Origin of the sequence: Catalinimonas alkaloidigena, from assembly GCF_029504655.1 — a bacterium.
Taxonomy (GTDB): Bacteria; Bacteroidota; Bacteroidia; order Cytophagales; family Cyclobacteriaceae; genus Catalinimonas; species Catalinimonas alkaloidigena.
In genome coordinates, this window is sequence record NZ_JAQFIL010000001.1 from 3922852 (window position 1) to 3949788 (window position 26937).

Below are 26937 nucleotides of genomic sequence, written 5' to 3' on the forward strand. Positions count from 1 at the left end.
GCTAAAAATTCACAATTATATCCGAACGCTGAAAGGTAGTTCCAGACAGAAATTTTCCGGAAATGATATACCTGTATTTTGTAATTGAATGAGATAAGTTGCTCTGTTTCCAACCATTGTCCATAGCATCAAGGAGTGAGGCAGTTTGATAAACCCATCTTCCCCACTGGTCCTGTATACCAAAATGAAAGTTTTCAAAGGATATATATTTGCCGTAGACTTTGATGCCTTGATCTTCGATATTGGTTGCTGAAGTAGAATAGGCATTTGGGACAAACACTCTTTCTAATGCACTAACTTCAGAAAATCCAACGCTAAGCCAGGGAAGTGTTGTTTTTTTGCTGCTGGTAATTGTGAAACGACTTTCTTCATTTGTCAGGTATTGAACCCCCAAAGTGTTTAGCTTGCCATCAACTTCTTGCAGCGCCATTACTTCCAGCGCATCCTGATAATATAAATAATCCTGTTTATTGCTTTGAAAATTCAGGCTAAGGGTTGACCCAAGATAAGTTCCTGATAAAACATTTTGTCTCCAATACGGAATGTTTTTCTGTGGTAGGTAAGTTACTCCTAAAGTAGTATTCTCTCCACTCACATTATGTAATGTCAGTGGTGCATATTGATCAACTGAACCCACCGGGAAAAACTTTTCTCCCTCACCTTGATGATATAAATAGCCTTGAATGTATGAAATAGCACTGCTTTGATGAATAGTGGCATTCTCCTGAAGAATAAGTTTGCTTTTTTCAGGCACCCTCAACATTCCTCTATTTAAGGATAAATGATCCTGAATATAGAAAGTACCTTTTATATTTTTTTTACCTCCATATATTACTTCCACCCCACCGAGAGTAGTTGATGTACTGCTGATGATTTGGTCTTCACCTTTCAGAACTAAAGTGCCCTCTGATGCTTCATATTCTGAATAGTTGAGTATATCTTCTTCCGCTACTAAAGTACCCTGATGAATTAGCTTTCCATGGTTAATTACAGATTTGTTTGTTGTAACAAAGGATGTAACACTTTGTGAAAGCACTCCTTTTTGTACAACTATTTGACCGGTAGCGAAGTTGATGTAGACCAAATTCATTATTAAAATCAAATACAACGTATTTATTTTCCACATAAAATGTAGTTAAATCACTTTTACTGAATTATTAAAAGTTATTAATCACCACTGATTAGTACATTCCAAGAAGAACCATTCCATCTCTTTATACTCCCATTTCCTGAACTATCCAGCCACAACATTCCGTTTTGGCGATCAGCTAATGCAGGTTGGGAACCAATGTTGAGTTGTCCGTTCATTCGCTTTCCATTTTCCCCTCCCCCTCCCAGACCGCTAATTTCCGCCCAATTGTCTGAATCAGTTCCCGTTTTGCGCCAATATCTATCTTCATTATGCCTGTAGTATAAATCTCCTACCTGTCCCCCACTAAAACTGCCACTTTCAGGATTAATAGTACCCGTGAACCAACGTGCTTCATCATCACTTCTTTCATTTGAAGGCACCCATGCAGATCCATTCCAGCCAAGTACCTGGCCATTAGCTGGGTTGGGTGCATTGACTGCCTTACCTTGTAGCTTGGATATGTTTGCATTTCCAATAGCGTCCAGTGAAATGTCGCCTGAAATACTTCTGGAAGCCACTGTACTACCCTGTCCGATAAGTAGTTCTCCACTATTGGTATTGATGGTCTCCAGGCTTCCATCTACTGCTTGAATCAAACCCGTGCCCGCTACATTGCTGTTGATCTTGTCACGCGTAACCGCATCGTCTGAGATTTTGGTTTCCGTTATGGCGTTGTTTGCCAGTTTAGCATTTGTGACAGCTCCATCAGCAATTTTGTTAGTGGTCACTACGGTGTTTTTTAATGTAAATGTACCATCAGATTGTAGTACCAGATCGCCGGTTATACTGACAGAAGCAACTGTTGTCCCATTTCCTACTAATATTTGTGCATCAGCACTTGCATCAAAAGCAATCGCCTTATCCGCGTTGCTCCCTACCCATATATTTCCTTCAGTAAGCGTTGTAGCACCTACCAGACCACCAAGGTTTACTGTGTTTCCGTTGGAAATTTCTAAGGAGGTTCCACTTGTAGTTAAAGTTTGTGCATCTGTATTATCCAGATAAGAGCTAAGGTCAATCGTAGAGGCAGATGCGTTATTGGTTATTTTTAGTTCGTCATTGATTAGTGACAGGTCTTGTATCTCATTTCCAGAATCTGAGTCAGCATCGTTCACATTGTCAGTTGCAGAAACAGTGAAATTTGGATAAGTACCGCTAACGCTCACCGCGCCACTGCCAGTGATACTGACAGTCTGGTCGGGGGCTGTATTAATAATTTCATCACTACCGTTAATATCTATACCTGAGCCGGCTGTGTAGCTATTTCCCTGAAGACTGCTCAAGTCTACTATGTTTCCGCCAGAAATTTCTAGCTGGCTACCACTTAATGACAATGTTTGTGCATCTGTATTATCTAAATATGGTAATAGGTTGATGGCAGTTGCCGAAGGGTTATTAGTGATTTTTAACTCGTTGCTACCTAGAGTCAAGTCTTGAATCTCATTGGTAGGGTTAGCATCAGCGTCATTCAAATCAGCTACAGACACTTGATAATCAGATCCGCTTTTAGTGACTATTACCGCTCCGCTTCCGGTTATATCAAACGGAATATCAGGTGCCGTATTAATAATTTCATTCTTACTGTTGATTCCGATACCACTACCTGCCTTATACTTATATTTACTGAAATTTACTGTATTACCGTTCGTGATGCTAAGTTCATCTCCCACCAAATCAAGCGCTTGTTTATCTGTATTGACACCAGATAAATCTACACTCTCCCCGTTTTCTAATGTTAATGTGTTATTGGAAATGGATAGCTTTAGGTCTTCTTTTTTTACCAGGGAACTGCCTAGCTCAATGGTATTACCACCGCTGATACTTAAGGATAAAGTTGTTTCATCATACATTAACGACGGAGCGGATAGTTGCTGAAACTGAGTCATTACAAAATTACGAGTAGCAACTTCCTGAGCATCTAAGGGGTCCGCTACGTTGGAGATTCGTTTACCTCCAGCATCCGTGCCTAAAGATAAGACTGATGACAAATTTTGTAATTCATTTGTAGAATCCCTATCACCAGTATTGTGTATAATATTCTCTTCAAATTTTATTCCTTTTCCTGGTTTTAATTGTGTTATTTCAGGTGATATATCCCCGTTTGATGGGTCAAGTTTGTGCCAGCTTTCTTCCCACCAGTAAAAAAACTTACCTTCATCTTCTACAAAGATCAGCAAGCCATTATCAGCAGCAGACAATTTTTCGCTTAATGCATTTGCTTCTATTTTGAGTAAACGGGGTACTAATAAACCTTGATCTCTTTGTGTGGAAACTAACTCAAGTACAGCATTAGGGTTCGGGTTTTCAGTACCCATCCCTACAATAGTCTGACTTTTAGCGTTTTTCGTCATTAAAAGCAGTAGAGTGATAATGCTTATCCATAAAATATACTTGTCTTTCCAGACGCCTTCCCTAAATATGTGTAATAATAGATAAGTAGAACTTGTCATAGAAATTCAGGATTCAATTATTCCTAAATATCACTGATATAGTCTCCTTATTAAATCTCAGTTAGCCTAAAATAGCACTTTGCAATATTTCATTGAGTTTTTTCTCTTTTTTAGATTAATATCTGCTAAGAATATTTGTATATACTGGTATATTCTGAGCACTGAAAAAATCAAAGTTTGAAGCGACTTATTTATATTAGTCTACTTATATCTCTCTTCTTATTACTGTGTATTTTTATTTCCAAAAAAATACCCAAAGATTCATTCACAATTCAACTCGCTTCAGGACCTACTACTTTCATGATACCCTGCATAATACGCCAGTGACCGGGGAAGGTACACACAAAAGGATATTCCCCTGGAGTATCCGGGGCCATAAAAGTAAGCTCAATGGTTTGTTCGGGATCTACCAGAGGTGTACTGAAAAGCACTTCGGATAGCTCAGGTATATAATTTTTCTCCGCCCCCTGAGGATCGGTTGCCAGCTGATCTGCTGCGGCACCAACGGTTTCCAGTGTCCCCGGTTGTACAATTAACAGGTTGTGCTGCATAAAGTCAGGGTTTTCAAATACAATTTTCACCGGCTTTCCTGCTTTTACCACAAACTCACTCAAGTCGTATTTCATTTCGTTCTTCACAGTCCTGATCTGTACTACCTGTGTCTTTTCCTCGGTAGCGTCTGTCAGCATTGTATTCATCTCACCAGCGGCAGGTTTGTTCCAGTAGTTTTCCATCAGAGCATCTGCTAGGATTTTACCTGCAAATGGGGAATTTCCGTGGTAGATACGCTGATGGACTATACCTCCATGAATAAACACCTTTTCATTGACTGAAATTATAGGTTCATTTCTAACCACCATCACTTATACACCTCGAGTATTTTCCTGTGCAAAAAGCGAATTACACATTAGGTATATGCCAATGTAAAGTTGAAACACTATTATTTTTTTCTTCATTATAAAGTCTGCCATTTAATCGTTCCACTACTCACATCCAAGAGTCTGTAATAGAGTTTTTCTTCATCGCGACTATAATAAAAATCTCCTATTGCACCTATATTATCGCCGTCCACGGGTTTAACATCACCTAAATAAAGTACAGGGGTACGATAACTATCGGCTTTAGCTCCTATATTAATAGGTGATGAAGGGGCTGTATTGTATCCACCCAAAGAGGTCCAGTTTCCGCTCACTTTGTGATAAACTATATTATCATCAGTATCATAATAAAAGTCACCATTCTCAGCGCCAAGTGGATACAAAAGTGTGGGGGTATTTGTATCTGCATACCATTGTTTACTACCGAACGAAAAAAGCGCAAGCGTCTGAGGCTCCCATGCAGATCCATTCCAGCCAAGTACCTGGCCATTAGCTGGGTTGGGTGCATTGACTGCCTTACCTTGTAGCTTGGATATGTTTGCATTTCCAATAGCGTCCAGTGAAATGTCGCCTGAAATACTTCTGGAAGCCACTGTACTACCCTGTCCGATAAGTAGTTCTCCACTATTGGTATTGATGGTCTCCAGGCTTCCATCTACTGCTTGAATCAAACCCGTGCCCGCTACATTGCTGTTGATCTTGTCACGCGTAACCGCATCGTCTGAGATTTTGGTTTCCGTTATGGCGTTGTTTGCCAGTTTAGCATTTGTGACAGCTCCATCAGCAATTTTGTTAGTGGTCACTACGGTGTTTTTTAATGTAAATGTACCATCAGATTGTAGTACCAGATCGCCGGTTATACTGACAGAAGCAACTGTTGTCCCATTTCCTACTAATATTTGTGCATCAGCACTTGCATCAAAAGCAATCGCCTTATCCGCGTTGCTCCCTACCCATATATTTCCTTCAGTAAGCGTTGTAGCACCTACCAGACCACCAAGGTTTACTGTGTTTCCGTTGGAAATTTCTAAGGAGGTTCCACTTGTAGTTAAAGTTTGTGCATCTGTATTATCCAGATAAGAGCTAAGGTCAATCGTAGAGGCAGATGCGTTATTGGTTATTTTTAGTTCGTCATTGATTAGTGACAGGTCTTGTATCTCATTTCCAGAATCTGAGTCAGCATCGTTCACATTGTCAGTTGCAGAAACAGTGAAATTTGGATAAGTACCGCTAACGCTCACCGCGCCACTGCCAGTGATACTGACAGTCTGGTCGGGGGCTGTATTAATAATTTCATCACTACCGTTAATATCTATACCTGAGCCGGCTGTGTAGCTATTTCCCTGAAGACTGCTCAGGTCTACTATGTTTCCGCCAGAAATTTCTAGCTGGCTACCACTTAATGACAGTGTTTGTGCATCTGTATTATCTAAATATGGTAATAGGTTGATGGCAGTTGCCGAAGGGTTATTAGTGATTTTTAACTCGTTGCTACCTAGAGTCAAGTCTTGAATCTCATTGGTAGGGTTAGCATCAGCGTCATTCAAATCAGCTACAGACACTTGATAATCAGATCCGCTTTTAGTGACTATTACCGCTCCGCTTCCGGTTATATCAAACGGAATATCAGGTGCCGTATTAATAATTTCATTCTTACTGTTGATTCCGATACCACTACCTGCCTTATACTTATATTTACTGAAATTTACTGTATTACCGTTCGTGATGCTAAGTTCATCTCCCACCAAATCAAGCGCTTGTTTATCTGTATTGACACCAGATAAATCTACACTCTCCCCGTTTTCTAATGTTAATGTGTTATTGGAAATGGATAGCTTTAGGTCTTCTTTTTTTACCAGGGAACTGCCTAGCTCAATGGTATTACCACCGCTGATACTTAAGGATAAAGTTGTTTCATCATACATTAACGACGGAGCGGATAGTTGCTGAAACTGAGTCATTACAAAATTACGAGTAGCAACTTCCTGAGCATCTAAGGGGTCCGCTACGTTGGAGATTCGTTTACCTCCAGCATCCGTGCCTAAAGATAAGACTGATGACAAATTTTGTAATTCATTTGTAGAATCCCTATCACCAGTATTGTGTATAATATTCTCTTCAAATTTTATTCCTTTTCCTGGTTTTAATTGTGTTATTTCAGGTGATATATCCCCGTTTGATGGGTCAAGTTTGTGCCAGCTTTCTTCCCACCAGTAAAAAAACTTACCTTCATCTTCTACAAAGATCAGCAAGCCATTATCAGCAGCAGACAATTTTTCGCTTAATGCATTTGCTTCTATTTTGAGTAAACGGGGTACTAATAAACCTTGATCTCTTTGTGTGGAAACTAACTCAAGTACAGCATTAGGGTTCGGATTTTCAGTACCCATCCCTACAATAGTCTGACTTTTAGCGTTTTTCGTCATTAAAAGCAGTAGAGTGATAATGCTTATCCATAAAATATACTTGTCTTTCCAGACGCCTTCCCTAAATATGTGTAATAATAGATAAGTAGAACTTGTCATAGAAATTCAGGATTCAATTATTCCTAAATATCACTGATATAGTCTCCTTATTAAATCTCAGTTAGCCTAAAATAGCACTTTGCAATATTTCATTGAGTTTTTTCTCTTTTTTAGATTAATATCTGCTAAGAATATTTGTATATACTGGTATATTCTGAGCACTGAAAAAATCAAAGTTTGAAGCGACTTATTTATATTAGCTTACTTATATCTCTCTTCTTGTTACTGTGTATTTTTATTTCCAAAAAAATACCCAAAGATTCATTCACAATTCAACTCGCTTCAGGACCTACTACTTTCATGATACCCTGCATAATACGCCAGTGACCGGGGAAGGTACACACAAAAGGATATTCCCCTGGAGTATCCGGGGCCATAAAAGTAAGCTCAATGGTTTGTTCGGGATCTACCAGAGGTGTACTGAAAAGCACTTCGGATAGCTCAGGTATATAATTTTTCTCCGCCCCCTGAGGATCGGTTGCCAGCTGATCTGCTGCGGCACCAACGGTTTCCAGTGTCCCCGGTTGTACAATTAACAGGTTGTGCTGCATAAAGTCAGGGTTTTCAAATACAATTTTCACCGGCTTTCCTGCTTTTACCACAAACTCACTCAAGTCGTATTTCATTTCGTTCTTCACAGTCCTGATCTGTACTACCTGTGTCTTTTCCTCGGTAGCGTCTGTCAGCATTGTATTCATCTCACCAGCGGCAGGTTTGTTCCAGTAGTTTTCCATCAGAGCATCTGCTAGGATTTTACCTGCAAATGGGGAACTACCCGAGTTGAACTCTCTTTCTACCTGATACTTCCAGTTACCTGCCAGTGAAGTTTTGCTATTGCCCACCTGAATAAACATCTGCTCAGGCTCACCGCTGAAACCACCCCACCCACGGTAGTCTTCCAGCTTTACTACCACCAGATTGTTACCATGCTTTAATACATCAGCAGGAATAGGATATATTCTTTCAGTCTGGTAATCGTCCTTTGTCCCCCCTACCCTGAATCCATTCACCCAGACTTCATCGGTTTCATCAATTGGACCTAATGATATGGTGCCTGCCCTTCCTGCTGAATGTGCAGGCAGATTTATAATCTTCCTAAACCAAACGATACCATCTATGTCAAGGCCCGAGCGTTCCAGAAACTCCGGCAACTTCATCAGTTTCCAGTCATCATCTGCGTAACCCATATTTTCCCTTGAAGGCATAGCTGCTTTTTGAGCCTGCAACTCTTCATAACGGGGATTAGCAGCCAGATAGGCTGACATGAAACCATCCCTATGGCGACTGCCTGCCAGGTAAGCAGCTTTAGCAAGCCAGGCATCATTCTGTACATTTTCATCCTGAGTTAAGGCAAAAAGCTTCTCCCCTATTCCTTTTGAAGTTGGCATATCCGCTAAAGCTAAAACGGTAGCCAAACGAGTATGAGGGTCTGGATCTTCAGTAATTTGTGAACGCAATATTGCCTGATTGGCCCAGGGTGTGGAAGGTAAAACTTGTACCGCCGCCTTTCTTACTCCGGCAGCAGGATGATTGAGAGCATCTACAGCCACCCGGTAAGCTTCTTCATTTACATTATCTTCAAGTACTCCCAGCCCGTGCATTGTCCACAGTGCGTGTAAGGCGGCATTACCAAGACCCATATCATCGGTTTCTTTTGTTTTCAACCAACTCAAGGAGTTCAGGCAAAATATCGGTTTCGCCTCTTTCTACCAGTAAGCGTTGAGCAGTGAGTCTCCAGAACATATTGTCATCATTTAGTGCTTCCACCAAGCCTTCAGGATCTTCCATACTCAGGCTCATATGCTCATCAGGTTCAGCTCCTTTGTAGACAATACGCCAGATACGGCCATGCTGACGGTCACGTAGGGGGTTCACGTACGCGTTACCTTCGCCAGTTTCTGCTTCATACCCACCTCGCTCCAGTGTAGGGGTTGGGTTATGCTGTACAATAAAGTTATACCAGTCAGCCACCCAAACCGCTCCGTCAGGTCCTACCCTGGCTTCCACCGGAGACACCCATTCGTCGGCACTTGCCAATAGGTTGCCGCCATTTTTTTCAACAAAGCCCGCTCCTTCTTTTTCTAGAATGGCAGTGTGCACTACACCTCCGGTTGGCTCACAAACGAATGCAATACGGTTCCAGTAGTTTTTGGGGAAATTTCGGGCGGTATAAAAATTGTGACCGGCTGCAGCGGTAAACCCACCCCATACATCTACCTGACGTACATTAGGCGTGAGCGTCTGCATGATATAGTGACCATCTATTTTGGTACTACCGCTTACTGGCAGTCCGTCTACATTTTCATAGTAAGCATTGGGAATACCCATGAAAACACTATGCGTGTTGTTGGCAGTTGAAGCAAAAACATCAAAAGTCTCCGTGAAGCCTAGCCCCCAGGTGTTATTACTGGTACGGGTCAGAAACTCAAAGCGGTTCCCCGCCGGTTCACTCGCATCCGGTTTCAGTCGGTAGATACCCTGACCGAACTGATGATTTTTTCCGCCAATAGTACCTTCAAAACCAGAGTAACCTACTACGCCCCAAATCCAGTTGTCTATACCATACTTAAGGTTAGAGGGTCCGGCATGGGTGTCAAAGGTACCCCAGCCATTTACCAGAACTTTTCGCTCATCGGCCTTATCATCACCGTCAGTATCTTTGAGAAAGAGAAAGTCAGGTGCCTGAGAGACCACTACGCCACCATTGACAAAAGTCAGACTGGTGGGAATATTCAGTTGGTCAGCAAAAATGGTGAACTTATCCGCTTTTCCATCGCCATCAGTGTCTTCGCAAATTTTGATTCTGTCATCGCCCACTCCTGAATCATTTCTAACGGTGTTTGGGTAATCAACAGTTTCTATCACCCACAGCCTACCTTTTTCATCCCAGTCCATGGCGATTGGGTTGATGATATCCGGTTCTGAGGCAAATAATTCCAAGCTGAAATCCGGTGGAACCTGTATGAGCTTTTTAGATTCTTCAGGAGAAAGAGGAAGCTGGTACTTAGGTGCAAGATCTCTTTTCTCGTAGTTGGGTATGCTGTCTTTATCAACATATTCAAGCTTAGGAATATCCCGCACATATGCCTGCCACTGCTCAATTGCCTGATCACTCACTGCCCATAATACGCCCTGTTCAATCATCTTGTGAAACCCGGGCTTACTCCAGGCTTTTTCATCATGACCTGAGGCTGTATAAAATACTCTTCCTTCACCCTGCTCCCGCACCCAGGTCCAGGGCTCATGATGATCGCCTTCTACTCTTTTCATCAATACAGTACGATCCTCATTATGCTTGTGATGGACATAGGTCTCATCCCATGCGGAAAACTCTTCTACACCTTCCATAGCCGGATGCTCGGGCTGAATGATATCCGCTACAAATGTAGCCGTATCATGGCTATGAAACTGGGCACCTACCAGGTCTATGTATGCTTCTGAATTCTGGAAACAGAAGCTGGCACTATGGATAGGAATAAAGCCTTTTCCTCCTTCCACGAAATCTATTAAAGCTTTTTCCTGGGAAGGCGTAATGGTTTCATGGTTAGCATAAATCATCAGCCCATCATATTTGCTGAGCGTTTCAGCATTCAGGTCTGATTGATTTTCTGTATAAGTGAGGTTGATACCTTTCATGAAGAGTGGTGCAGCCAGCATAGGCATCAATATCTCAGAATTATGATGCTCACTATCGTGACCCAGGAAGAGAATTTGTATGGGTTTGGGACCAGTTTCGGCTTGCTGCTGTTCAGATTTACAGCCCAGTATCAACAAACACAGTAGGTAGCAGTACCAATTCCTCGCAATTTTCATGATTTTGTAGGTTGTTTATTGCTAAAGTCATTATTTTAATAAATAAAAACATACAGTATTTTACCCTATATCTGCACTATTTTATCCCAATTGATAAAGAATACATGCATATCATGATAATTTAGTTTTACCTTTATATATCCGCTTCAATTTTACATACCAAACAGACCTTAGAAAGACATTCATTGCATTTAAGTATTACTGCTCAATTCAGAAAAGACTTTATCCTATTCTCTTTTAACATTTGGGTTTCAATGGTTATATTGGGAAGGCATACCATTTAAGTTAATGCTTGAAAAAATTGCCAAGACTCCCTGATATGGCTTATTCCTGCTAATATTTTTATTGTTGCTTGTACTTTTTTTCATTATACAGTCAATCATAAAGGTGACCCAGGCAATGGCTTTGGATTTTATTTACCTTTTTGTTTAGCTTCTCTCGGTTTTATCAATGTCATAGTTGTAAAACTCAAACTGTTCTTATCAACGCTGCTCACCACCATCGTAAGCGGATTCATTGTGTTTATTGCTTACAGTAAGTTTAATGCACCAGATTTAAATGACACAGAAAGTCAACAGTTGACCTATCATTGACCTGATAGTCAAAAAACGATAGCTATGCCTTTTCAAATAAGTAATTTCGGTCATATTTTATTGAAAGCACCGTTCAATGATTCCAGAGGGCTATTTTTATTTGACACCGAAGCAGGAATTACTACCATCTAAGTAAACAAGAATTTACCAATGTAGTGTATTATGAAAAGAGATATGTTGACCTAACCGGTCTACAACTTATCAAAGCTTTTTGTGAGAGCAATACTGGATTATCGTGGTCAAAACTTATATTTGGTTAGAAAAGATAGGGAAGCGATAATATGAAATCATTAACCATTCTAACAAAGACTAATATTGACGCACAGTATAGCAAAGTAATGAATGAAAAAAGTTTTATTGATATTTCGCTTAATCATTAGCTTAGCGAGAATGTACAAAGAATAACGCAAAAAAAAGATGCCACAGACAGCAGATATCCATTCTACTGCGCATCAAGAATTTGGGGAAATTCTATAAGCGAAAACGAAAACATTATCAGCAGGGACTCAGTGAAGTTGCCCAATGGGAAATTAAACATGCACCCATCACAATTAATTTGACCAATGGATACTTTATTGCCCCCTGATGTATCATAAGCATAAAAAATTGCCGGAGAGATTTATCCAGCAATTTTTTCACTATAAAAACCAAATCTTTTCTATTGCCGCAGGGTAAAATCAGGCATTTTCATCACTTCACCGTTTTTCTGCGCCGACTCATGGGCAATGATACCCACGCAGGTAATATTGGCTGACTGCACCGCATTAGGATAAGGATCTTCACCCTTTACCAGCGCATCCAGGAATGCATGCACCAGATGGGGATGTGAACCGCCATGACCTGCTCCCTGCGTAAAGGACAAATGCTGATGCTCATCTTCATCATATACCCCTTTGGTGGTAAAATGCTGTATCTCTTCCGGCAGCAGTTTGGCATAATCCGGACATTCTACCTCTTGGGGTATTTCCGGCTCAGGCTTCTTGGCGGTATGTACCACCAGAGGATTACCTTCTATCAGGGGCCATTCCACTCCCTTTTTAGAACCGTAGACTTCAAAGCTCTCCCTGTACTGACGGGCCACATCAAAAAGTGAACGGTAGATATGACCGGTGAGATCAGAGTTTCGGAATTTGATATGCGTAGTTTCTACCGCATAAGGTGAATTGTAGTGCTTGTGGAGTTCTTCGCGAATGGTACCGGAACCAAAGCAGGAAACGTATTCCGCTTCAGCGCGGGTAAGTCCGAGTACAGGGCCTACGCAGTGCGTAGCATAATACATTGGCGGTAAGCCCGGCCAGTAATTGGGCCAGCCGTCCATATCCTGCTGATGACTGGCTTTCAAAAACTGCACTTTGCCCAGTTCGCCCTTCTCATAAAGTTCTTTCATATACAGGAACTCACGGGCATAGACTACAGTCTCCATCATCATATAGGTCAGACCTGTTTCTTGTGTAAGCTTTACGATTTGCTCACACTCCTCCACCGTAGTGGCCATTGGCACCGTACAGGCCACATGCTTACCTGCTTTCAGTGCTTTAATAGACTGTGTAGCATGATCGGGAATGGGCGTATTGATATGTACCGCATCCACTTCGGGGTCTTTCAGCAATTCATCATATGAAGTATAGCGATTTTCAATGCCGAAGGCATCCCCTATTTCGTCTAGTTTGGACTGGGTGCGCTGGCAAATGGCATACATATTAGCGTGGGGATGCTTCTGGTAGATAGGAATAAATTCCGCTCCAAAGCCTAAGCCGATGATGGCAATATTAATCTTATCTTTTCGCATAGGTGTAGTATTAATAGTTAAAAGTCTTTTTCATAAATTCCAGACCATCGGAAGCAAACTGGTCCTGATCATCCGCCAGATGACGCCAGATACAGACAGCTCCTGCCAGTTCCTTGATCTCAGGTGTGAAGCTTTCAATAGAGATGACACCATCATAGGCTATCCCTTCCAGCCCTTTGCACAGGCTGTCCCATCGGACTGAGCCGGTGCCCGGCGTACCCCGATAGTTGTCGGCGATCTGCAGGTGGATAAGTTTGTCACCCGCCAGTTTAACTGCTTTTTCCATATCGGGTTCTTCTATATTCATATGGAAGACATCCACCATGATTTTGGCTGCATCATGATTGATATCTTTGATCAGGCGCTGCACATCTTCCACCGTATTGATCAGGTCTGACTCAAAACGATTGAGCGCTTCTATCGCTAAAGAAAGACCTTCTTCGCTGGCCATACTACAGACTTTTTGGAGATTGGTAACAGCTCTGTCCCACTCTACTTTTCGCTCTTCCGGACTGAGCATGCGGGTTTTACCTACTGCAGCATACATGGGGCCCGCCAGAAAATCAGCATCCCAATCCTTGCAAAGCTTGAAGCAGTCAGCGATATAGTCAAAGCAGGTCTGGTGTACTGCAGGATCAGCATGGGTAAGATCACGGCTAGGCCCAAAAGCTCCACATACTACTGCTTTGAGACCGTATTCTTCCAAAGCTTCTCTCACTTTTTTGCCATCAATCAGATCAGGATATTCCACCGGAATTTCTACTACATCATAACCCATTTTCTTAATTTTCGGAAAGAGGGTCTGAGCAGAAGCTGTATTAAATGGAGATGTCCACAGCCAAGTACTCACGCCAAAAGTAGGTTGCATATGGATATGTTAGTGTCTTAAAAAATGAATTTCAGTTTGCTTTTACCTTTGAAGGGTAAAATACAATGATTGAAAATGTAGTTTACAATTTCATACTGTATGTTACCAATTACAAGCACTTTTTTGCCATCATTAGAATATTTTTACTTTTGCTGGGATAAATTAGTGTAACTATGCCACATGCTCTGCGAAAATCGCCTATCCCTGAGACCCATACTTTTATCATCAGGGAATTAAAAGAACCTTATTTTGATCCCAACTGGCATTTTCATCAGGAGTATCAGCTTTTTGTAGTGCTTAAAGGCTCAGGAACACGCTTTGTCGGCGACAACATCAAATCTTTTGAAGAAGGTGATGTGGTATTCACCGGCCCCAACCTACCGCATCTCTGGCGAAGTGATGTGATTTATTTTGATGGGAATCCCGATCTATATACCCATGGCATTGTTATTTACTTACATGAACACTTTCCCGGAAAAGACCTGATCAGGAAAGAAGAGGCTATTCGTCTCCGTCATTTCCTAGAAAGATCAAAATTAGGTTTGGAAATACTGGGTAACTCAGCGAAAAAAATCACCCACATGATGCAGCAACTTCTAAAAAAAGAGGGCTTGGAAAGCATCATCTTTCTACTTCAGATTCTCAATGAACTGATGCATTCAAATGAAATTTGTGAACTTTCCAGTCCCGGCTACACCAATACGCTCAAGGATGGTGACACTGAGATCATGAACCTTATCCATGCGTATGTAATGGACAACTTCAAGCAAAAAATCAGTCTCAAAGAGGTAGCTTCTATTGCCAATATGACGCCCTCTTCTTTCAGCAGATACTTTAAGATGCATGCAAACAAAACCTTTACTGAGCTAGTCTGTGAGGTAAGAATTGGCTATGCCTGCCGCCTCCTTATCGAAAAAAAGATGAATGTATCTCAGGCCTGCTACGAAAGCGGCTATCAGACGATTACCAACTTTAACCGTCAGTTTAAGACGCTCATGAAGCGAACTCCGCTGCAGTTTAAAAAAGAATATGAAGAAACACCCCATACGCATGCCAAAGTTGCAAGCTCTAAATAGACTACGATTTTTGTTGGAAAACCAATCTTAAAACATATAAGGTTGTAAAAAATTACTACTCTACCCGATGATTTTGAGTAAGAAAAAGAAAAGCTGAATTTTGAGGTTACCATACACTCTAAACTCAGCTTTACCATGAAATATTTATTAGAATCAAAGATAAAAAAACTTTGAATGCCTTTCCTGTTGTCCGCCATTTGTCACGACAGAAATTTGTCTGGCAGTTTGTAAAAACAGTTATCAAAATGCGCACTGTGCAATTCTGTGAGTTAGCTACGGAACTGAATGATGAAGTACGAGAGACTTCAAATGAACGGCGCATCCAAGCTTTTTTCAAAGATGCTCTTCTTGATTATCAACAAGTAGCGGCCCTTCTATCTAGGTTTCTACCCCCCGGAGAAGTGAGTCTGAGTCTTGACCGTACGGAATGGGATTTTGGCCAGTGCCAGGTTAATATTTTATGTATCACCGCTTGTGTAGGTAAAGTGGGCTTGCCTTTATACTTTGAGATGTTGGATAATAAAAGTGGGAATAGCAACTATCAAGATCGGATCGATCTACTGAAGCAGTGTGTAAGGCTGCTAGGTAAAGCACGCATCGCTTCAGTCATTATGGATAGAGAATTTATCGGCCATCAGTGGCTGACTTGGCTTCAGAAGGCTGAAATTCCCTTCTGTGTCCGCGTTCCTAAACATCATACTATCACCTTGCGTAACGGTGAAACCTACCAAGCCGAAGAATTAATGGCTCACCAGTCTACACGGTACTTTCAAAATGCTATTGTGGATGGAGTAAGAGTTAATGTAGCTATTAGAAGACTGGCTAACCGAGAAATGTTGTATGTCATCGGTACTCACTTTGCTAAGCAGCTTCCGCACATATATCGCAAACGCTGGACCATAGAGGTTTTCTTTCAAAGTTTGAAAGGACGCGGTTTCAAATTGGAAGGTTCACATTTACGAAGTCTAGACAAGTGGAAAAAACTATTTGCTTTAGTGTGTATTGCTTTTGCTATTTGCCTGTCCTTAGGCAGAGAGTTCTTGGATAAAACACAAAAAGTAGCGATCAAAAAGCACGGCTATCCAGCCAAGAGTACTTTCCGCAGAGGGTTAGATTGGTTCCGGCAGTATTTAAAAGGCAAGCATCAAGCTGACTTTGATAGGCTGCTTAAACTATTTCTGCGAAGAGTAGAGCGAACTGGGGCCTGCGATTATCAACTGATAAATATCATCGGGTAGAGTAAAAAATTACCATAGCAGTAAACTATTCTTTTGTGTTTTGCTTTATTAGTAGGAGCTAAGCTAGACACATATGCGTGCAAAATACTTTTGTTCTAAGGTGGAAAGGGTACAAAACTCTTTGATCGCTCATCTTCATGGCATACAAGGAATAGATACTAATGATGATGTAGATAACAATCAGTTTAATTTGTCTGCTCCAATTGGAAAACTACAAATCTGGATAGATAACCCTAAAGCTGAACAATTTTTTATAAAAGGAAAGGAATATTATTTGGACATCACAAAAGTGGATTCAGAAACGTTCTGATTATTTAGGAGTAACAAATTGTGTTATTCACTCTTTTAATAACCGGTTTGTGAAGATATTAAAGTAAAAAAGGCATTACAAAGAAATTTTAGCAACTTGAGTTCAGTAATTTGTCGTATCTTCACCGAACTTTGTGAAAAGCCATTGTGTTGAAATGACTTCCCCTTTAAATATCTCTGGATTTTAGTCATATTTTGAGGTTGAATTTTTAGTGCCGCATCTTCACAAACAATGATTTAATCAATCTCTGTAAACTTTAAAAAAATTACATTTCATAAAATTATCCATGAGACAACTAAAGATAACAAAACAGATCACCAGCAGGGAAAGCCAATCACTGGATAAGTACTTACAGGAAATAAGCAAAGTAGACCTGATCACACCTGATATGGAGGCTGAGTTAGCCAGAAGGATAAGAGAAGGAGATCAGGTTGCCCTCGAGAAGCTTACTAAGGCTAACCTGCGCTTTGTTGTATCTGTCGCCAAGCAATATCAGAACAAAGGTATGTCGCTAAACGACCTGATCAATGAAGGAAATTTAGGTCTCATGAAGGCAGCACAAAGATTTGATGAAACACGAGGTTTTAAGTTTATTTCATATGCTGTATGGTGGATACGTCAATCTATCATGCAATCACTGGCTGAGCAGTCCCGGATGGTGCGTCTTCCGCTCAACCGTATCGGTACTTTAACCAAGATCAGCAGAATATTCGCTGAACTTGAGCAAAAGTATCAGCGCGAACCTTCGCTGGAAGAATTGTCTGAAATGTTGGATATCACAGAAGAAGAGATTGCTCTTAACCTAAAAGTTGCCAATCGTCATTTGTCAATGGATGCGCCTTTCGCCAGCGGGGAAGAAAACGGATTGCTGGATGTACTGGAAAATAAAAGTGAGGTAACGCCTGACTCTGACCTGATGCACGATTCGTTGCAGAGGGAGCTGCAGAGATCACTATCTACACTTACGCAGAGGGAAGCTGACGTAATCACGCTGTATTTTGGATTGAATGGAGGAAAAGCCATGACGCTGGAAGAAATTGGCAGCCGATACGATCTCACCAGAGAAAGAGTACGTCAAATCAAAGAAAAAGCTACCCGCAGGCTTAGACATAGCTCACGCAGCAGTGCCTTAAGACCTTATCTGGGCTAGTATTTGTTCTTCCCACATAATTACCGATATTGTTACTATTCTCATTTACTCAGGATTCAAAATGTTTTATGCTGAAGCCAAGTATTTAAAAACCTTTTGTAGCAATACGGTAATTTACTGTAAGGTCAATGCTGTTCGTCCCCACCAATATCAGGTGACCATTCACGATCGGCTGTACCTCAACACATCCGATTATCATAAAGCTTTCTGTGCTATCAGAAAGATATTGAAGGCCAGGTTTAGTGAACTTAACTAGCTATTAAGAAGCTTTTATGGCATTTTATAAACCACAGCGTTTACATTCATCCCAGCCCCTACTGAAGCAAAAACCACATGATCTCCCTTACTTACCCGATGGTGCTCAAACTCTCCTCTCAGCAGTTTGTCCAGCAAAATCGGTACTGTAGCTACTGAATTATTGCCCAGCGTGGCAATGGTCATGGGCATAATATGTTCGGGGATTTCCGGGACGTTTAGTAATTTGAATAATCTTGATAAAATAGCATCATCCATTTTAGCATTTGCTTGATGGATGAGTACTTTTTTGATCTGTTGAAGACTAACATCGGCTTTATCCAGACATTCACTCAGCAGTTGTGGTACTGTCGTAAGGGCATATTCATATAGTTTTCGGCCTTCCATCTTAAGGAAAAGCGTATCGTCCTTATAATCCGGATTGTAGGATACGCCCATATTGAGGAGATGGGCATGTTGTAAGGTATCAGAACGTGTTTTGTGTGCTAAAACCCCTACCCTGCTCTCCTGCTGTACTGCTTCAACTACTACCGCTCCTGCTCCATCAGAATATATCATACTGTCAATATCGTGCGGATCAGAGATGCGGGAAAGTGTCTCGGCACCAATCACCAGTATTTTTTTGGCATCCCCCGATTTGATATAGTAGTCTGCCTGTATTAAGCCCTGTACCCAGCCCGGACAGCCAAAAGGTAAATCATAGGCAATGGTATAAGGATTTTGGATTCCGAGTTTATATTTGATCCTGGCAGCCAGGCTGGGCACCAGGTCTGTTTTTTTATTGGCGTGCAGTACGTCACCAAAATTGTGGGCTACTATGATATAGTCCAGACTTTCTTTGTCAATACCTGCTGAGATGACAGCCGCTTCAGCGGCGTAATAACCGATATCGGAAGTGACCATATCATCTTCCACGTACCTGCGTTCTTCTATTTCGGTGATCTGCTGAAACTTTCGGATGATTTCATCATTAGATTTGGGTATCCTCTCACCGGAAGCATTGAAAAATTCACTATCAAGAAAAGCTTCATTTTTTACAATTTGGGAGGGTATATATCTTCCTGTTCCGGAAATAACAGTGTAATAGGTATCATGAATCATAAAATTTATGTTTTTTTAAAGCATAAAATTTTAGAAATCACTCTATCTATTTTTATGCTTTAGTTGAAATTGAAATCTATAACCTTCCAACTTAAGCAAATGCCGGGCAATTTTTTAAGTTCAGTTAAGTTTTCTTTCCTATTTGATGTCTGATTATTCTTTATTTCTCACATAAATCAGCTTGAATTTTCCTTTTTGATTTTCTCTTTGCTCCACATCAAATTTATTGATAGACTTGATCAAGGGCGTAAGCTTCTGAAAACCATAGTTTCTTGAATCAAAGTTGGGTTGTTTCTTTTGGAGTAAGTTGCCTACATCTCCAAGAAAGGCCCAGCCATCGTCATCGGCAAGGTCGGAGATAGTCGTTGAGATCAAACGAATTACTTTGGGCGTAATCTTGTCTACATCACTTTTCTTCTCAGTCTTTCCTTTCCGAGAATCTGTTTCTTCTTCCTTGGATTGATCCTTTAAGATTTCCAGATAGATAAACTTATCACAAGCGACTATAAATGGATCTGGTGTTTTCTTTTCTCCAATCCCGAATACTTTCATTCCTGCTTCCCTGAGGCGAGTAGCTAATCGGGTAAAATCACTATCACTGGATACCAGGCAAAATCCATTTACCTTCTGCGAATACAGGATGTCCATGGCATCAATGATCATGGCTGAGTCGGTAGCGTTTTTACCGGAAGTATAACCATATTGCTGTATTGGAGTGATCGCATTCTCCAAAAGAAGGTTTTTCCATTTAGACAAATTAGGTTTGGTCCAGTCTCCATAAATTCTTTTGATGGTAGGATTACCATATTTAGCTATTTCCTCCATCATCTCTTTGATATAGGCTGATGGAATGTTGTCACCATCAATCAGTACCGCCAATTTTAAATCTGTTTCCATAAACTAAAAAAACATGCCCTTTTAGGAGCATGTTCTTCATTTCAAAGTGATAATATATTTTATTAAATAACTTTCACATTGACTGCGTTAAGACCTTTTCTTCCTTGTTCTTCTTCATATTCAACCTTATCGTCCTCTTCTATCTCATCGATAAGTCCACTTGAATGAACAAAAATGTCTGCACTTTGATCGGCTGGCATGATAAAACCAAATCCTTTCGTGTGGTTAAAAAATTTTACGGTACCTTCTTTCATTGAATTATTATTATAAGTATTAAGGCAATGTAACTGTAATTCATGGATAGTAGTTCAGTTCTTCAATATTTTTTTTTCAAAAAAGGAAAGTTCGTTTGTAATACAAATGATTTCAGTAGCGAAATACCTTATTATTCAGGTATTTATGGTTATCTTACTTCATGCAAAATATTTTTCCCGAAGGCTCTGTAGTTTACGCAAAAGAAAACCCCGAGCGGAAGCTCATCATCAGGCGTTATGTGGACCGTATCTACTATTGTGTAGATCAGAATGACACTTCCAAAAAAGAACTGGTGTACTTTGAGCGGGAATTAGTGCCTAAGCTTAAATAAGAGAAATTTGGATTATGCCGGTAATGTAAATATTATTATTTTCTAATGTTCGTGCTATAGTAGGGTATTCCTGGTGAATGCCTGTCCGTTATAGGAATGTAGGGTAGGCATGAGGACTGAAGGAAGCAATTCAACTACGTGTCCTATAGTCAGGTGCTAACATCATTTTTTTTGAGATTTAATCACACGGAATTTTATATGAATTTATTTGCTTAAAATTTACTTCACTTAATTCATAAATCCACATAGAATAGTCACTTGGATAAACCTCATAATCAGTTCGGCAACTAAATTCTTTTGTGTCTTCAATATCTAAATACAGTGTTTCAAGTCTTTCCCCAACGAGTAAAACTGTTTGATTATTAATTTCAAAAAAACCAGTATCTACCAACCAACCTATTCCTGAGGAACGTCTAACTTTTGCCTTTCTGTGTCTACCCAGGCTACGATCTGGCTGATCTGTTCTTCACTAAGAATCGCATCTCTATGTATCCAGGCATAGGTTGGCAATGGCATATGCCCCTCTTGTACTTCTTCCGCAATTTCTTCCAGCTTATGATCCATGCGTTTGATATCGTAGTCAGCAAAATCTGAAAAGTTAAGCTCGCTCTTGCCTTTATTGACATGGCTGTTTAACCACCAGCCTACGGGGTTCACTTTTGAGTACCAGGGGTATGCTGTGTGGTTGGAATGACAGTCATAGCAGGAAGCCTGCAAAGTAGTCATTACCTGCTCCGGCACATTGATAAAATGCGTCACATCCGTGCTGCTTTCCGCTTCACCCAAGTTTTCTTCAGGCCTTATAAATTGGATAATGATAAAAAGAGCCAGGAATCCAAATCCGAATATTTTTTTCATGGAATTGAGGTTTAAGATTGATCTGAATAGCACACATCTAATACAATGAAATACTTCTGGCGAATATTGTCAATGAAAAAGCCCGAATTAAGTTAATCCGGGCTTTTTGCACTATGTTGCATTTAGTTACAACTTTCTACTGGTATTTTTCAGACTGATCAATTCACCATCTGCACTATTGAGTAATATTCATCTGATTACTTCCGCCTTCTTTCAGGTCGTTATTTTGAATAGATTTTCTGCGTTTTGACTTTGGATCCGCATTAAGCTTGCCGATACGATAGCTGAAGTTAATCTTGAAGCCCATATTGCGCATACTGTTGGTGCTACTCTGACTGATGATTGGAGAGTTTACTTCGGTAATCATTTTAAATTCATTGGTGAAGAAATTCTCAGCACCGAAGCCGATGCTACCCTTTTTGTCGTTAAAATCTTTCTTAATGCTAAGGCTATAGATGCCGAATCCGGTCTGGTAACCTTGCAATTGCACCTGCTTACCCCTATAAAATCCGAAAAACTGCAAGCCCCAGCTATCGTTGATATTGTAGTTTCCGAACAACCTTCCGCTAAGTACCCAGCCTTCATTTTCTGCCTGATAAAGTGGATTATTCACATTGTTGTCCAAAACCGCATAGTATAGGTCAGTGCCACCGTTGAGTGAAAACTTATTGGATATATTCACATTGGCAAAGACGCTCATGCCATATGCATCTTCACTTCCTATATTCTCATAAGTGGTGAGCACCGTATCCTGACCTATCAGGCTACGTATCGGCTGGATAGATCCACTGGTGTTCCGCATAAAAGTGGAGATATTGAGTGAAGTTCCCTTGAGGAAAGTACTGTAAGACAGCTCATAATTGTTGGTATACTCCGGCTCCAGATCAGGATTTCCCTGCGTAATATTCAGGGGGTTTGAGGCTTGTAAATTAGGGTTGAGAAATTGTAAAGAAGGACGCTGGATACGACGGTTATAAGCGGCTTTGACCATGTCACCGTTCTCAAGTTTTCTGGACAGGTTTACACTGGGGACTAATATACCATAGGAAGGAATTTCCACCTCCTGCTCATCCTGAAAATTCGCCTGAATGGTGGTGTACTCGTATCTTAGGCCCGGTTTGATGCTGTACTTATCCAGATTAAGCGTATAAGATACATAGCCTGCCATCACATTCTGATCATAATTAAAGACATTGCTCAAATCATCATTTTCCACAGCCTCGTAGTTGCCCTCTTCATCACTAATGTAAAACTGGTAATCGCTGGACACTGTCCGCATGATCTCCTTTCCACCAAACTCAAGCATCTGCTTATCGCCAATTGGCATTTGATAGTCTGCCTGTAAAGTAATCTCCTGATTGAAGCTCTGGTTCTCATTTTTAAAACGATCAATCGCGCTCTCATCATTTTGGTTGATGATGTCGTTCACAAAATCGTTAGTACGGTTATTCCGGCTGTAAAGGCCCATCAGTATGAACTCCTGCTGAGGCTTCTCATAGGAATGAACATAAGTCAGGCTTACATCCATATTCTCCGACAAATTGGTCATATTTACATCTCTAAGGCTGCTGCTTAGCAATGCATCATTCTGGAAGGTCTGAGTTAGCAGTGCATCCTGCCTGGAATAAAAGTTGAAAGCACCCAGCTGCACAGAAGCTGAAACCCAGTTTTTCTCATTGATGTCATAGTCCAGACCCAGGGTATAGCGACCAAAAAGCATATTGTTACGCGTATCGGCCTGCTGCGTAGTTAAGATCTCATTGCCATCACTATCAGTAGTCAATTGGTTATTCTCAAAACTGCCCAGGATATTGTATCCGGTTCGTCCGAATCCGCCCAGCGAAAGCCCTACTTTCCCTTTGCGATAACTTCCATTCAGCCCCAGGTTAGACCCACGGTTACCTACGCTGCTATCAACACTTAGCGTCCCCCCCTGCAATTTGTTCTTTTTGGTAACAATATTGATGATTCCCCCGGTACCTTCAGCATCGTAGCGGGCGGAAGGAGAAGTGATCACCTCAACGGATTTGATCTGGTCAGCAGGAATTTGTTTTAGGGCATCTCCCACATTGGTTGCCGTAATGGTGGATGGCTTATTGTCAATCAGGACTTTGATGTTCTGGCTACCTCTCAGATATACATTACCGTCCAGGTCAACCGATAGCATAGGTACCCGCTTGAGTACATCGGTAGCATCTCCTCCTTTGGTAGTCTGATCATGTTCTGCATTATATACTGTTCTATCAACCTTCTCTTCAATAAGGTCACGCTGCCCCAACACCACAACTTCATCCAGCTGTTTGGTTTCTGAAGTAAGGAAAAGATCGCCTAGTTCAACTTGCTTTTCATTTCCGCTGATTTCAACTGAGCTTATTTCAATAGCCTCATATCCGATAAAACTGATGCTCAGTTTATAAATACCTGCCGCTATATTTTTAAGTTGAAACTTACCCTTTTCATCAGCAATGGTACCATCTATTGGTTGGTCAAGGTCCGGCTTGATGAGTGCTACTGTCGCATAGGGTATGGGTGACTGGCTTTCTTTGTCCAGGATGATACCGCTTATTTTTCCATCTCCCTGGGGTAGGTTAGACTGGGCTTTGCCTCCGGCCACAGTTTGTGGAGTCTGTGCTGAAGCTAGTCCGGAAATGGCGATTAAACCGGTAAATAGTATAAGTAAGTTTGCTATGTTTTTCATGATTGAGTGCTCGTTTAATATCTTTTTAGTGGGAATGCAACACGCATGTTGGCCAAAGGATATTTGAATTAACGGGCTAATTTGGTACAGGAAAATTAGAATAGACAGTCGGACAGAACATCACGACAGTTGATTTCTTTTCAGCGATGAAACAGGCATACAGGACATTTACAAAGCCATTAAGCAAGGAAATAGAGAAAAAGATGCATTCTGTCGTCATATTAATATAAACCATAGATTTGGCTGGCCTCAACTTATTATTTACCGTATGTTAGTTCTATAGTGAGACTACCTTTTCATCTCAGGATTCATTCTCTACATTATGGCACCATTCTCTGTACATCTTTCATTTCGTTCTCCATTCATACAGGCTTTGGTGTGGGTAGTGATGGGATTGTTTTTTCTCTTATTTCAGCCTATGGCCTGGCAGGCCTCTCTTCAGATTATCCTGCCAGTTGAGTTCTGGATCAAGCAGGCTATTCTCTTTTGCTTCCTGGTAGGTATTTTTTATCTGAACTCCGAGCTATTGGTTCCTAAGCTGTTGTTTCACAACAAAATTGGTTTGTTTATTCTGATGGTTTTAGCGGCAGTTTTCGTGCTGATGCCTGTCATGAAAACGATAGAAGGCTGGCTCAATCTGCCAGAGCTTATGCATAGAGCTTTCCATCCAGAGAGTGATGAACCCGCCCGGAAAGGAAGCCTCTGGTTTGATTTTTTTTTACTGTTGCTCTCTATGTTCGTTTTAGGGGTCAGTACCAGCGTGAAAGTCATACAGAAGTGGCAGGAAGATGTACAATTGCGCCAAAGCCTGGAACAGCAAAAGATCAGCTCTGAACTTTCATTCCTGAAAGCCCAGATCAATCCACACTTTTTCTTCAATACTTTGAATAATATCTATGCCCTCACTTTATCTGATTTAACTACGGCACGCCAGGCTTTGCATAACTTATCCCGCATGATGCGTTATGTACTCTACGAAACCCGCAAGGATGTTACTTTTCTGAGCCAGGAAATTTCATTTCTACAGGATTACATCAAGCTGATGCAACTCAGGCTTACTGATAAGGTCAAGGTAACTTTTAAGTACCCTTCTTCTTTGCATGATAAAAGTATTGCCCCTATGATGTTTTTACCTTATGTAGAAAATGCGTTCAAACATGGTGTCAGTACCCAATCTTCCTCCTGTATTTTTATTAATATAGAACAGGAAGGAAACTGCATACATTTAGAAGTAAAGAATTCTATTTTCAACAATAAGAGTATGATTCTTGAAGAAAGTAATGGCATAGGCTTAGCCAACACTAAAAGACGATTGGACCTATTGTATCCCGGCAGATATGCTCTTCAGGTCAATGAAAATGCTCCGAAAAATACTTTTCAGGTAGAACTAAAAATTCAGTTATCATGATAAACCTGAAGTGCATAGCCGTAGATGATGAGCCTCACGCGCTCAATATGGTGTGTACCTATATTGAACAAACTCCTTTCCTTGAGCTTACAGGACGCTTTTCTAGTGCGGTAGAAGCATTGAAGATATTACACGAACAAACTGTAGATCTTATTTTCCTGGATATACAAATGCCTGACCTGAGTGGTATTGAGCTTGCCAGGGTACTGGACAGAGGGGGAAGGATGAAAGGCCCGCGCATCATCTTCACCACGGCTTATGACCAGTTTGCCCTGGAAGGTTATAAGGTAGATGCGCTTGATTACCTTTTAAAACCATTCAGCTATGAGGAATTTTTACGTGCGGTAAGCAAGGCCCAGGCGTATGCCGAATTCGCTCAGCCTAAGGGTAATCCCGGCAGAAGCGCTGAGCCTGAAGCAGATTACCTCTTCTTAAAGGTAGAATACCAACTGGTGAAGATAAACTTTAATGACATCCTTTACATACAGGGACTAAAAGATTATGTAAAGGTATATCTGTACAGTAGCAACAAACCTCTGCTAAGCCTGATCAGTATGAAAGCCCTGGAAGATAAACTGCCTGCAAATCGATTTAGGCGTATTCATCGATCTTACATCATCTCCTTAGAAAAGATCAATGCGGTAACCAAAAGCAGCGTGCAGATAGGGAAAGAAAGCATCCCAGTGAGCAATCAATATAAAGAAGACTTCGCAAAGCTGATAGAACGCTGGATAAGTTAATTGAACCTACAAGCAAAACTCAAACTCTATCATGGACAAGGCTGATGTACAATTGGTCAAAGTAGAACGCCATCATTTGGATGAACTTCGGCAACTAAGCCTGACTACTTTTCTGGACGCTTTTGCCGACGCCAATTCTGAAGAGGACATGAGAATATACCTTAATCATGCATTTAGTAAAACACAACTTTCAGAAGAACTTCAGGATACAAACACACATTTTTACTTTCTAAGTTTTGAGGGAGAACTCGTAGGCTACTTTAAAATAAAATTTGGTTTGCCTAAGGTACTTCCTGAAGTGGGTACAGCGCTGGAGATTTGCAGACTTTATATTCACCAGGACTATCAGGGGCAGCAGTTGGGACAATGGATGCTGGATAACATCATACAAATCGCCAGAGATCATCGACTGGACTTTGTATGGCTGGGCGTATGGAGCCAAAATCCGGGTGCCATACGCCTGTATGAAAGAAAGGGTTTTAATAAAGTTGGCGCTTATACTTTTATGCTGGGCAATGATGCCCAAACTGACTTTATCATGAAAAAGGAGCTTGGCTAAGAATTTTGCCAAC

Annotated in this window: 19 protein-coding genes and 1 pseudogene; 8 read left to right on the forward strand and 12 right to left on the reverse strand. The window is 41.0% G+C overall.

Features of this window, described 5'->3' with window-relative positions; all coding sequences use genetic code 11:
* Nucleotide 1: 1 nt before the first annotated feature.
* From OKW21_RS15925 to OKW21_RS15955, 7 genes and pseudogenes are all read right to left on the reverse strand, one after another.
* Nucleotides 2-1090 carry a hypothetical protein gene (locus OKW21_RS15925; RefSeq protein ID WP_277480878.1) on the reverse strand — a complete coding sequence of 363 codons (1089 nt, stop codon included), beginning with the start codon at nt 1088-1090 and terminating at the stop codon, nt 2-4.
* A 77-nt stretch (nt 1091-1167) separates the two neighbouring features.
* Complete coding sequence (locus tag OKW21_RS15930; RefSeq protein ID WP_277480880.1) at nt 1168-3483, reverse strand: hypothetical protein; 2316 nt, start codon at nt 3481-3483, stop codon at nt 1168-1170.
* Nucleotides 3484-3854: 371 nt separating this feature from the next.
* Entirely contained in the window at nt 3855-4442 is a 588-nt protein-coding gene (locus OKW21_RS15935; RefSeq protein ID WP_277480881.1) for a plastocyanin/azurin family copper-binding protein, read from the reverse strand.
* 95 nt (nt 4443-4537) lie between these two features.
* On the reverse strand, nt 4538-6886 hold the full coding sequence (locus OKW21_RS15940) for an autotransporter outer membrane beta-barrel domain-containing protein (protein WP_277480883.1): 2349 nt from the start codon (nt 6884-6886) through the stop codon (nt 4538-4540).
* A gap of 371 nt (nt 6887-7257) precedes the next feature.
* Nucleotides 7258-10798, reverse strand: a pseudogene (locus tag OKW21_RS32735) (PVC-type heme-binding CxxCH protein).
* 1251 nt (nt 10799-12049) lie between these two features.
* Nucleotides 12050-13180, reverse strand: a complete 1131-nt coding sequence (locus tag OKW21_RS15950; RefSeq protein ID WP_277480884.1) for a Gfo/Idh/MocA family oxidoreductase — start codon at nt 13178-13180, stop codon at nt 12050-12052.
* A 10-nt stretch (nt 13181-13190) separates the two neighbouring features.
* Nucleotides 13191-14048 (reverse strand): sugar phosphate isomerase/epimerase family protein, encoded by an 858-nt coding sequence (locus OKW21_RS15955; protein WP_277480886.1) that lies wholly within the window; start codon nt 14046-14048, stop codon nt 13191-13193.
* A 173-nt stretch (nt 14049-14221) separates the two neighbouring features.
* Between OKW21_RS15955 and OKW21_RS15960 the strand changes: the two genes are divergently transcribed.
* From OKW21_RS15960 to OKW21_RS15975, 4 genes are all read left to right on the forward strand, one after another.
* Nucleotides 14222-15124: an AraC family transcriptional regulator gene (locus OKW21_RS15960; protein ID WP_277480888.1), complete on the forward strand. Its 903-nt coding sequence runs from the start codon at nt 14222-14224 to the stop codon at nt 15122-15124.
* Between the two features lie 245 nt (nt 15125-15369).
* Nucleotides 15370-16362, forward strand: coding sequence for an IS4 family transposase (locus tag OKW21_RS15965; protein WP_277476649.1), 993 nt, complete (start codon nt 15370-15372; stop codon nt 16360-16362).
* Nucleotides 16363-16435: 73 nt separating this feature from the next.
* Nucleotides 16436-16672 carry a hypothetical protein gene (locus OKW21_RS15970; protein ID WP_277480890.1) on the forward strand — a complete coding sequence of 79 codons (237 nt, stop codon included), beginning with the start codon at nt 16436-16438 and terminating at the stop codon, nt 16670-16672.
* A gap of 286 nt (nt 16673-16958) precedes the next feature.
* On the forward strand, nt 16959-17822 hold the full coding sequence (locus OKW21_RS15975) for a sigma-70 family RNA polymerase sigma factor (RefSeq protein ID WP_277480891.1): 864 nt from the start codon (nt 16959-16961) through the stop codon (nt 17820-17822).
* Nucleotides 17823-18092: 270 nt separating this feature from the next.
* Here OKW21_RS15975 and OKW21_RS15980 read toward each other — a convergent pair whose 3' ends face one another.
* The 3 genes from OKW21_RS15980 to OKW21_RS15990 all read right to left on the reverse strand — a co-directional run bounded on the left by OKW21_RS15980 (nt 18093) and on the right by OKW21_RS15990 (nt 20329).
* Nucleotides 18093-19178, reverse strand: coding sequence for a 3-oxoacyl-ACP synthase III family protein (locus OKW21_RS15980; protein WP_277480894.1), 1086 nt, complete (start codon nt 19176-19178; stop codon nt 18093-18095).
* Nucleotides 19179-19331: 153 nt separating this feature from the next.
* On the reverse strand, nt 19332-20075 hold the full coding sequence (locus OKW21_RS15985) for an NYN domain-containing protein (protein WP_277480896.1): 744 nt from the start codon (nt 20073-20075) through the stop codon (nt 19332-19334).
* 62 nt (nt 20076-20137) lie between these two features.
* Nucleotides 20138-20329, reverse strand: coding sequence for a cold-shock protein (locus tag OKW21_RS15990; protein WP_277480899.1), 192 nt, complete (start codon nt 20327-20329; stop codon nt 20138-20140).
* 161 nt (nt 20330-20490) lie between these two features.
* Between OKW21_RS15990 and OKW21_RS15995 the strand changes: the two genes are divergently transcribed.
* Complete coding sequence (locus OKW21_RS15995) at nt 20491-20661, forward strand: hypothetical protein (protein ID WP_277480901.1); 171 nt, start codon at nt 20491-20493, stop codon at nt 20659-20661.
* A gap of 396 nt (nt 20662-21057) precedes the next feature.
* Here the strand turns inward: OKW21_RS15995 and OKW21_RS16000 are convergent, their stop codons facing one another.
* Together OKW21_RS16000 and OKW21_RS16005 are read right to left on the reverse strand one after the other, a co-directional pair.
* Nucleotides 21058-21519 (reverse strand): heme-binding domain-containing protein, encoded by a 462-nt coding sequence (locus tag OKW21_RS16000; RefSeq protein WP_277480903.1) that lies wholly within the window; start codon nt 21517-21519, stop codon nt 21058-21060.
* A 175-nt stretch (nt 21520-21694) separates the two neighbouring features.
* Nucleotides 21695-24217 carry a TonB-dependent receptor gene (locus OKW21_RS16005; protein WP_277480906.1) on the reverse strand — a complete coding sequence of 841 codons (2523 nt, stop codon included), beginning with the start codon at nt 24215-24217 and terminating at the stop codon, nt 21695-21697.
* Nucleotides 24218-24539: 322 nt separating this feature from the next.
* Here OKW21_RS16005 and OKW21_RS16010 point away from each other — a divergent pair, with 322 nt between their 5' ends.
* The 3 genes from OKW21_RS16010 to OKW21_RS16020 are packed head-to-tail and all read left to right on the forward strand — an operon-like array spanning nt 24540 to nt 26924.
* Entirely contained in the window at nt 24540-25625 is a 1086-nt protein-coding gene (locus OKW21_RS16010; protein ID WP_277480909.1) for a sensor histidine kinase, read from the forward strand.
* On the forward strand, nt 25625-26365 hold the full coding sequence (locus OKW21_RS16015; protein ID WP_277487704.1) for a LytR/AlgR family response regulator transcription factor: 741 nt from the start codon (nt 25625-25627) through the stop codon (nt 26363-26365). Before OKW21_RS16010 ends, OKW21_RS16015 begins: the two co-directional genes overlap by 1 nt.
* Nucleotides 26366-26396: 31 nt before the next feature.
* Nucleotides 26397-26924 (forward strand): GNAT family N-acetyltransferase, encoded by a 528-nt coding sequence (locus OKW21_RS16020; protein WP_277480911.1) that lies wholly within the window; start codon nt 26397-26399, stop codon nt 26922-26924.
* Nucleotides 26925-26937: the final 13 nt, after the last annotated feature.

Coding starts and splice junctions, on each gene's coding strand:
- OKW21_RS15925 (WP_277480878.1), bottom strand. CDS start 1,090: ATGAATTTGGTCTACATCAACTTCGCTACCGGTCAAATAGTTGTACAA.
- OKW21_RS15930 (WP_277480880.1), bottom strand. CDS start 3,483: ATGACGAAAAACGCTAAAAGTCAGACTATTGTAGGGATGGGTACTGAA.
- OKW21_RS15935 (WP_277480881.1), bottom strand. CDS start 4,442: ATGGTGGTTAGAAATGAACCTATAATTTCAGTCAATGAAAAGGTGTTT.
- OKW21_RS15940 (WP_277480883.1), bottom strand. CDS start 6,886: ATGACGAAAAACGCTAAAAGTCAGACTATTGTAGGGATGGGTACTGAA.
- OKW21_RS15950 (WP_277480884.1), bottom strand. CDS start 13,180: ATGCGAAAAGATAAGATTAATATTGCCATCATCGGCTTAGGCTTTGGA.
- OKW21_RS15955 (WP_277480886.1), bottom strand. CDS start 14,048: ATGCAACCTACTTTTGGCGTGAGTACTTGGCTGTGGACATCTCCATTT.
- OKW21_RS15960 (WP_277480888.1), top strand. CDS start 14,222: ATGCCACATGCTCTGCGAAAATCGCCTATCCCTGAGACCCATACTTTT.
- OKW21_RS15965 (WP_277476649.1), top strand. CDS start 15,370: ATGCGCACTGTGCAATTCTGTGAGTTAGCTACGGAACTGAATGATGAA.
- OKW21_RS15970 (WP_277480890.1), top strand. CDS start 16,436: ATGCGTGCAAAATACTTTTGTTCTAAGGTGGAAAGGGTACAAAACTCT.
- OKW21_RS15975 (WP_277480891.1), top strand. CDS start 16,959: ATGAGACAACTAAAGATAACAAAACAGATCACCAGCAGGGAAAGCCAA.
- OKW21_RS15980 (WP_277480894.1), bottom strand. CDS start 19,178: ATGATTCATGATACCTATTACACTGTTATTTCCGGAACAGGAAGATAT.
- OKW21_RS15985 (WP_277480896.1), bottom strand. CDS start 20,075: ATGGAAACAGATTTAAAATTGGCGGTACTGATTGATGGTGACAACATT.
- OKW21_RS15990 (WP_277480899.1), bottom strand. CDS start 20,329: ATGAAAGAAGGTACCGTAAAATTTTTTAACCACACGAAAGGATTTGGT.
- OKW21_RS15995 (WP_277480901.1), top strand. CDS start 20,491: ATGCAAAATATTTTTCCCGAAGGCTCTGTAGTTTACGCAAAAGAAAAC.
- OKW21_RS16000 (WP_277480903.1), bottom strand. CDS start 21,519: ATGAAAAAAATATTCGGATTTGGATTCCTGGCTCTTTTTATCATTATC.
- OKW21_RS16005 (WP_277480906.1), bottom strand. CDS start 24,217: ATGAAAAACATAGCAAACTTACTTATACTATTTACCGGTTTAATCGCC.
- OKW21_RS16010 (WP_277480909.1), top strand. CDS start 24,540: ATGGCACCATTCTCTGTACATCTTTCATTTCGTTCTCCATTCATACAG.
- OKW21_RS16020 (WP_277480911.1), top strand. CDS start 26,397: ATGGACAAGGCTGATGTACAATTGGTCAAAGTAGAACGCCATCATTTG.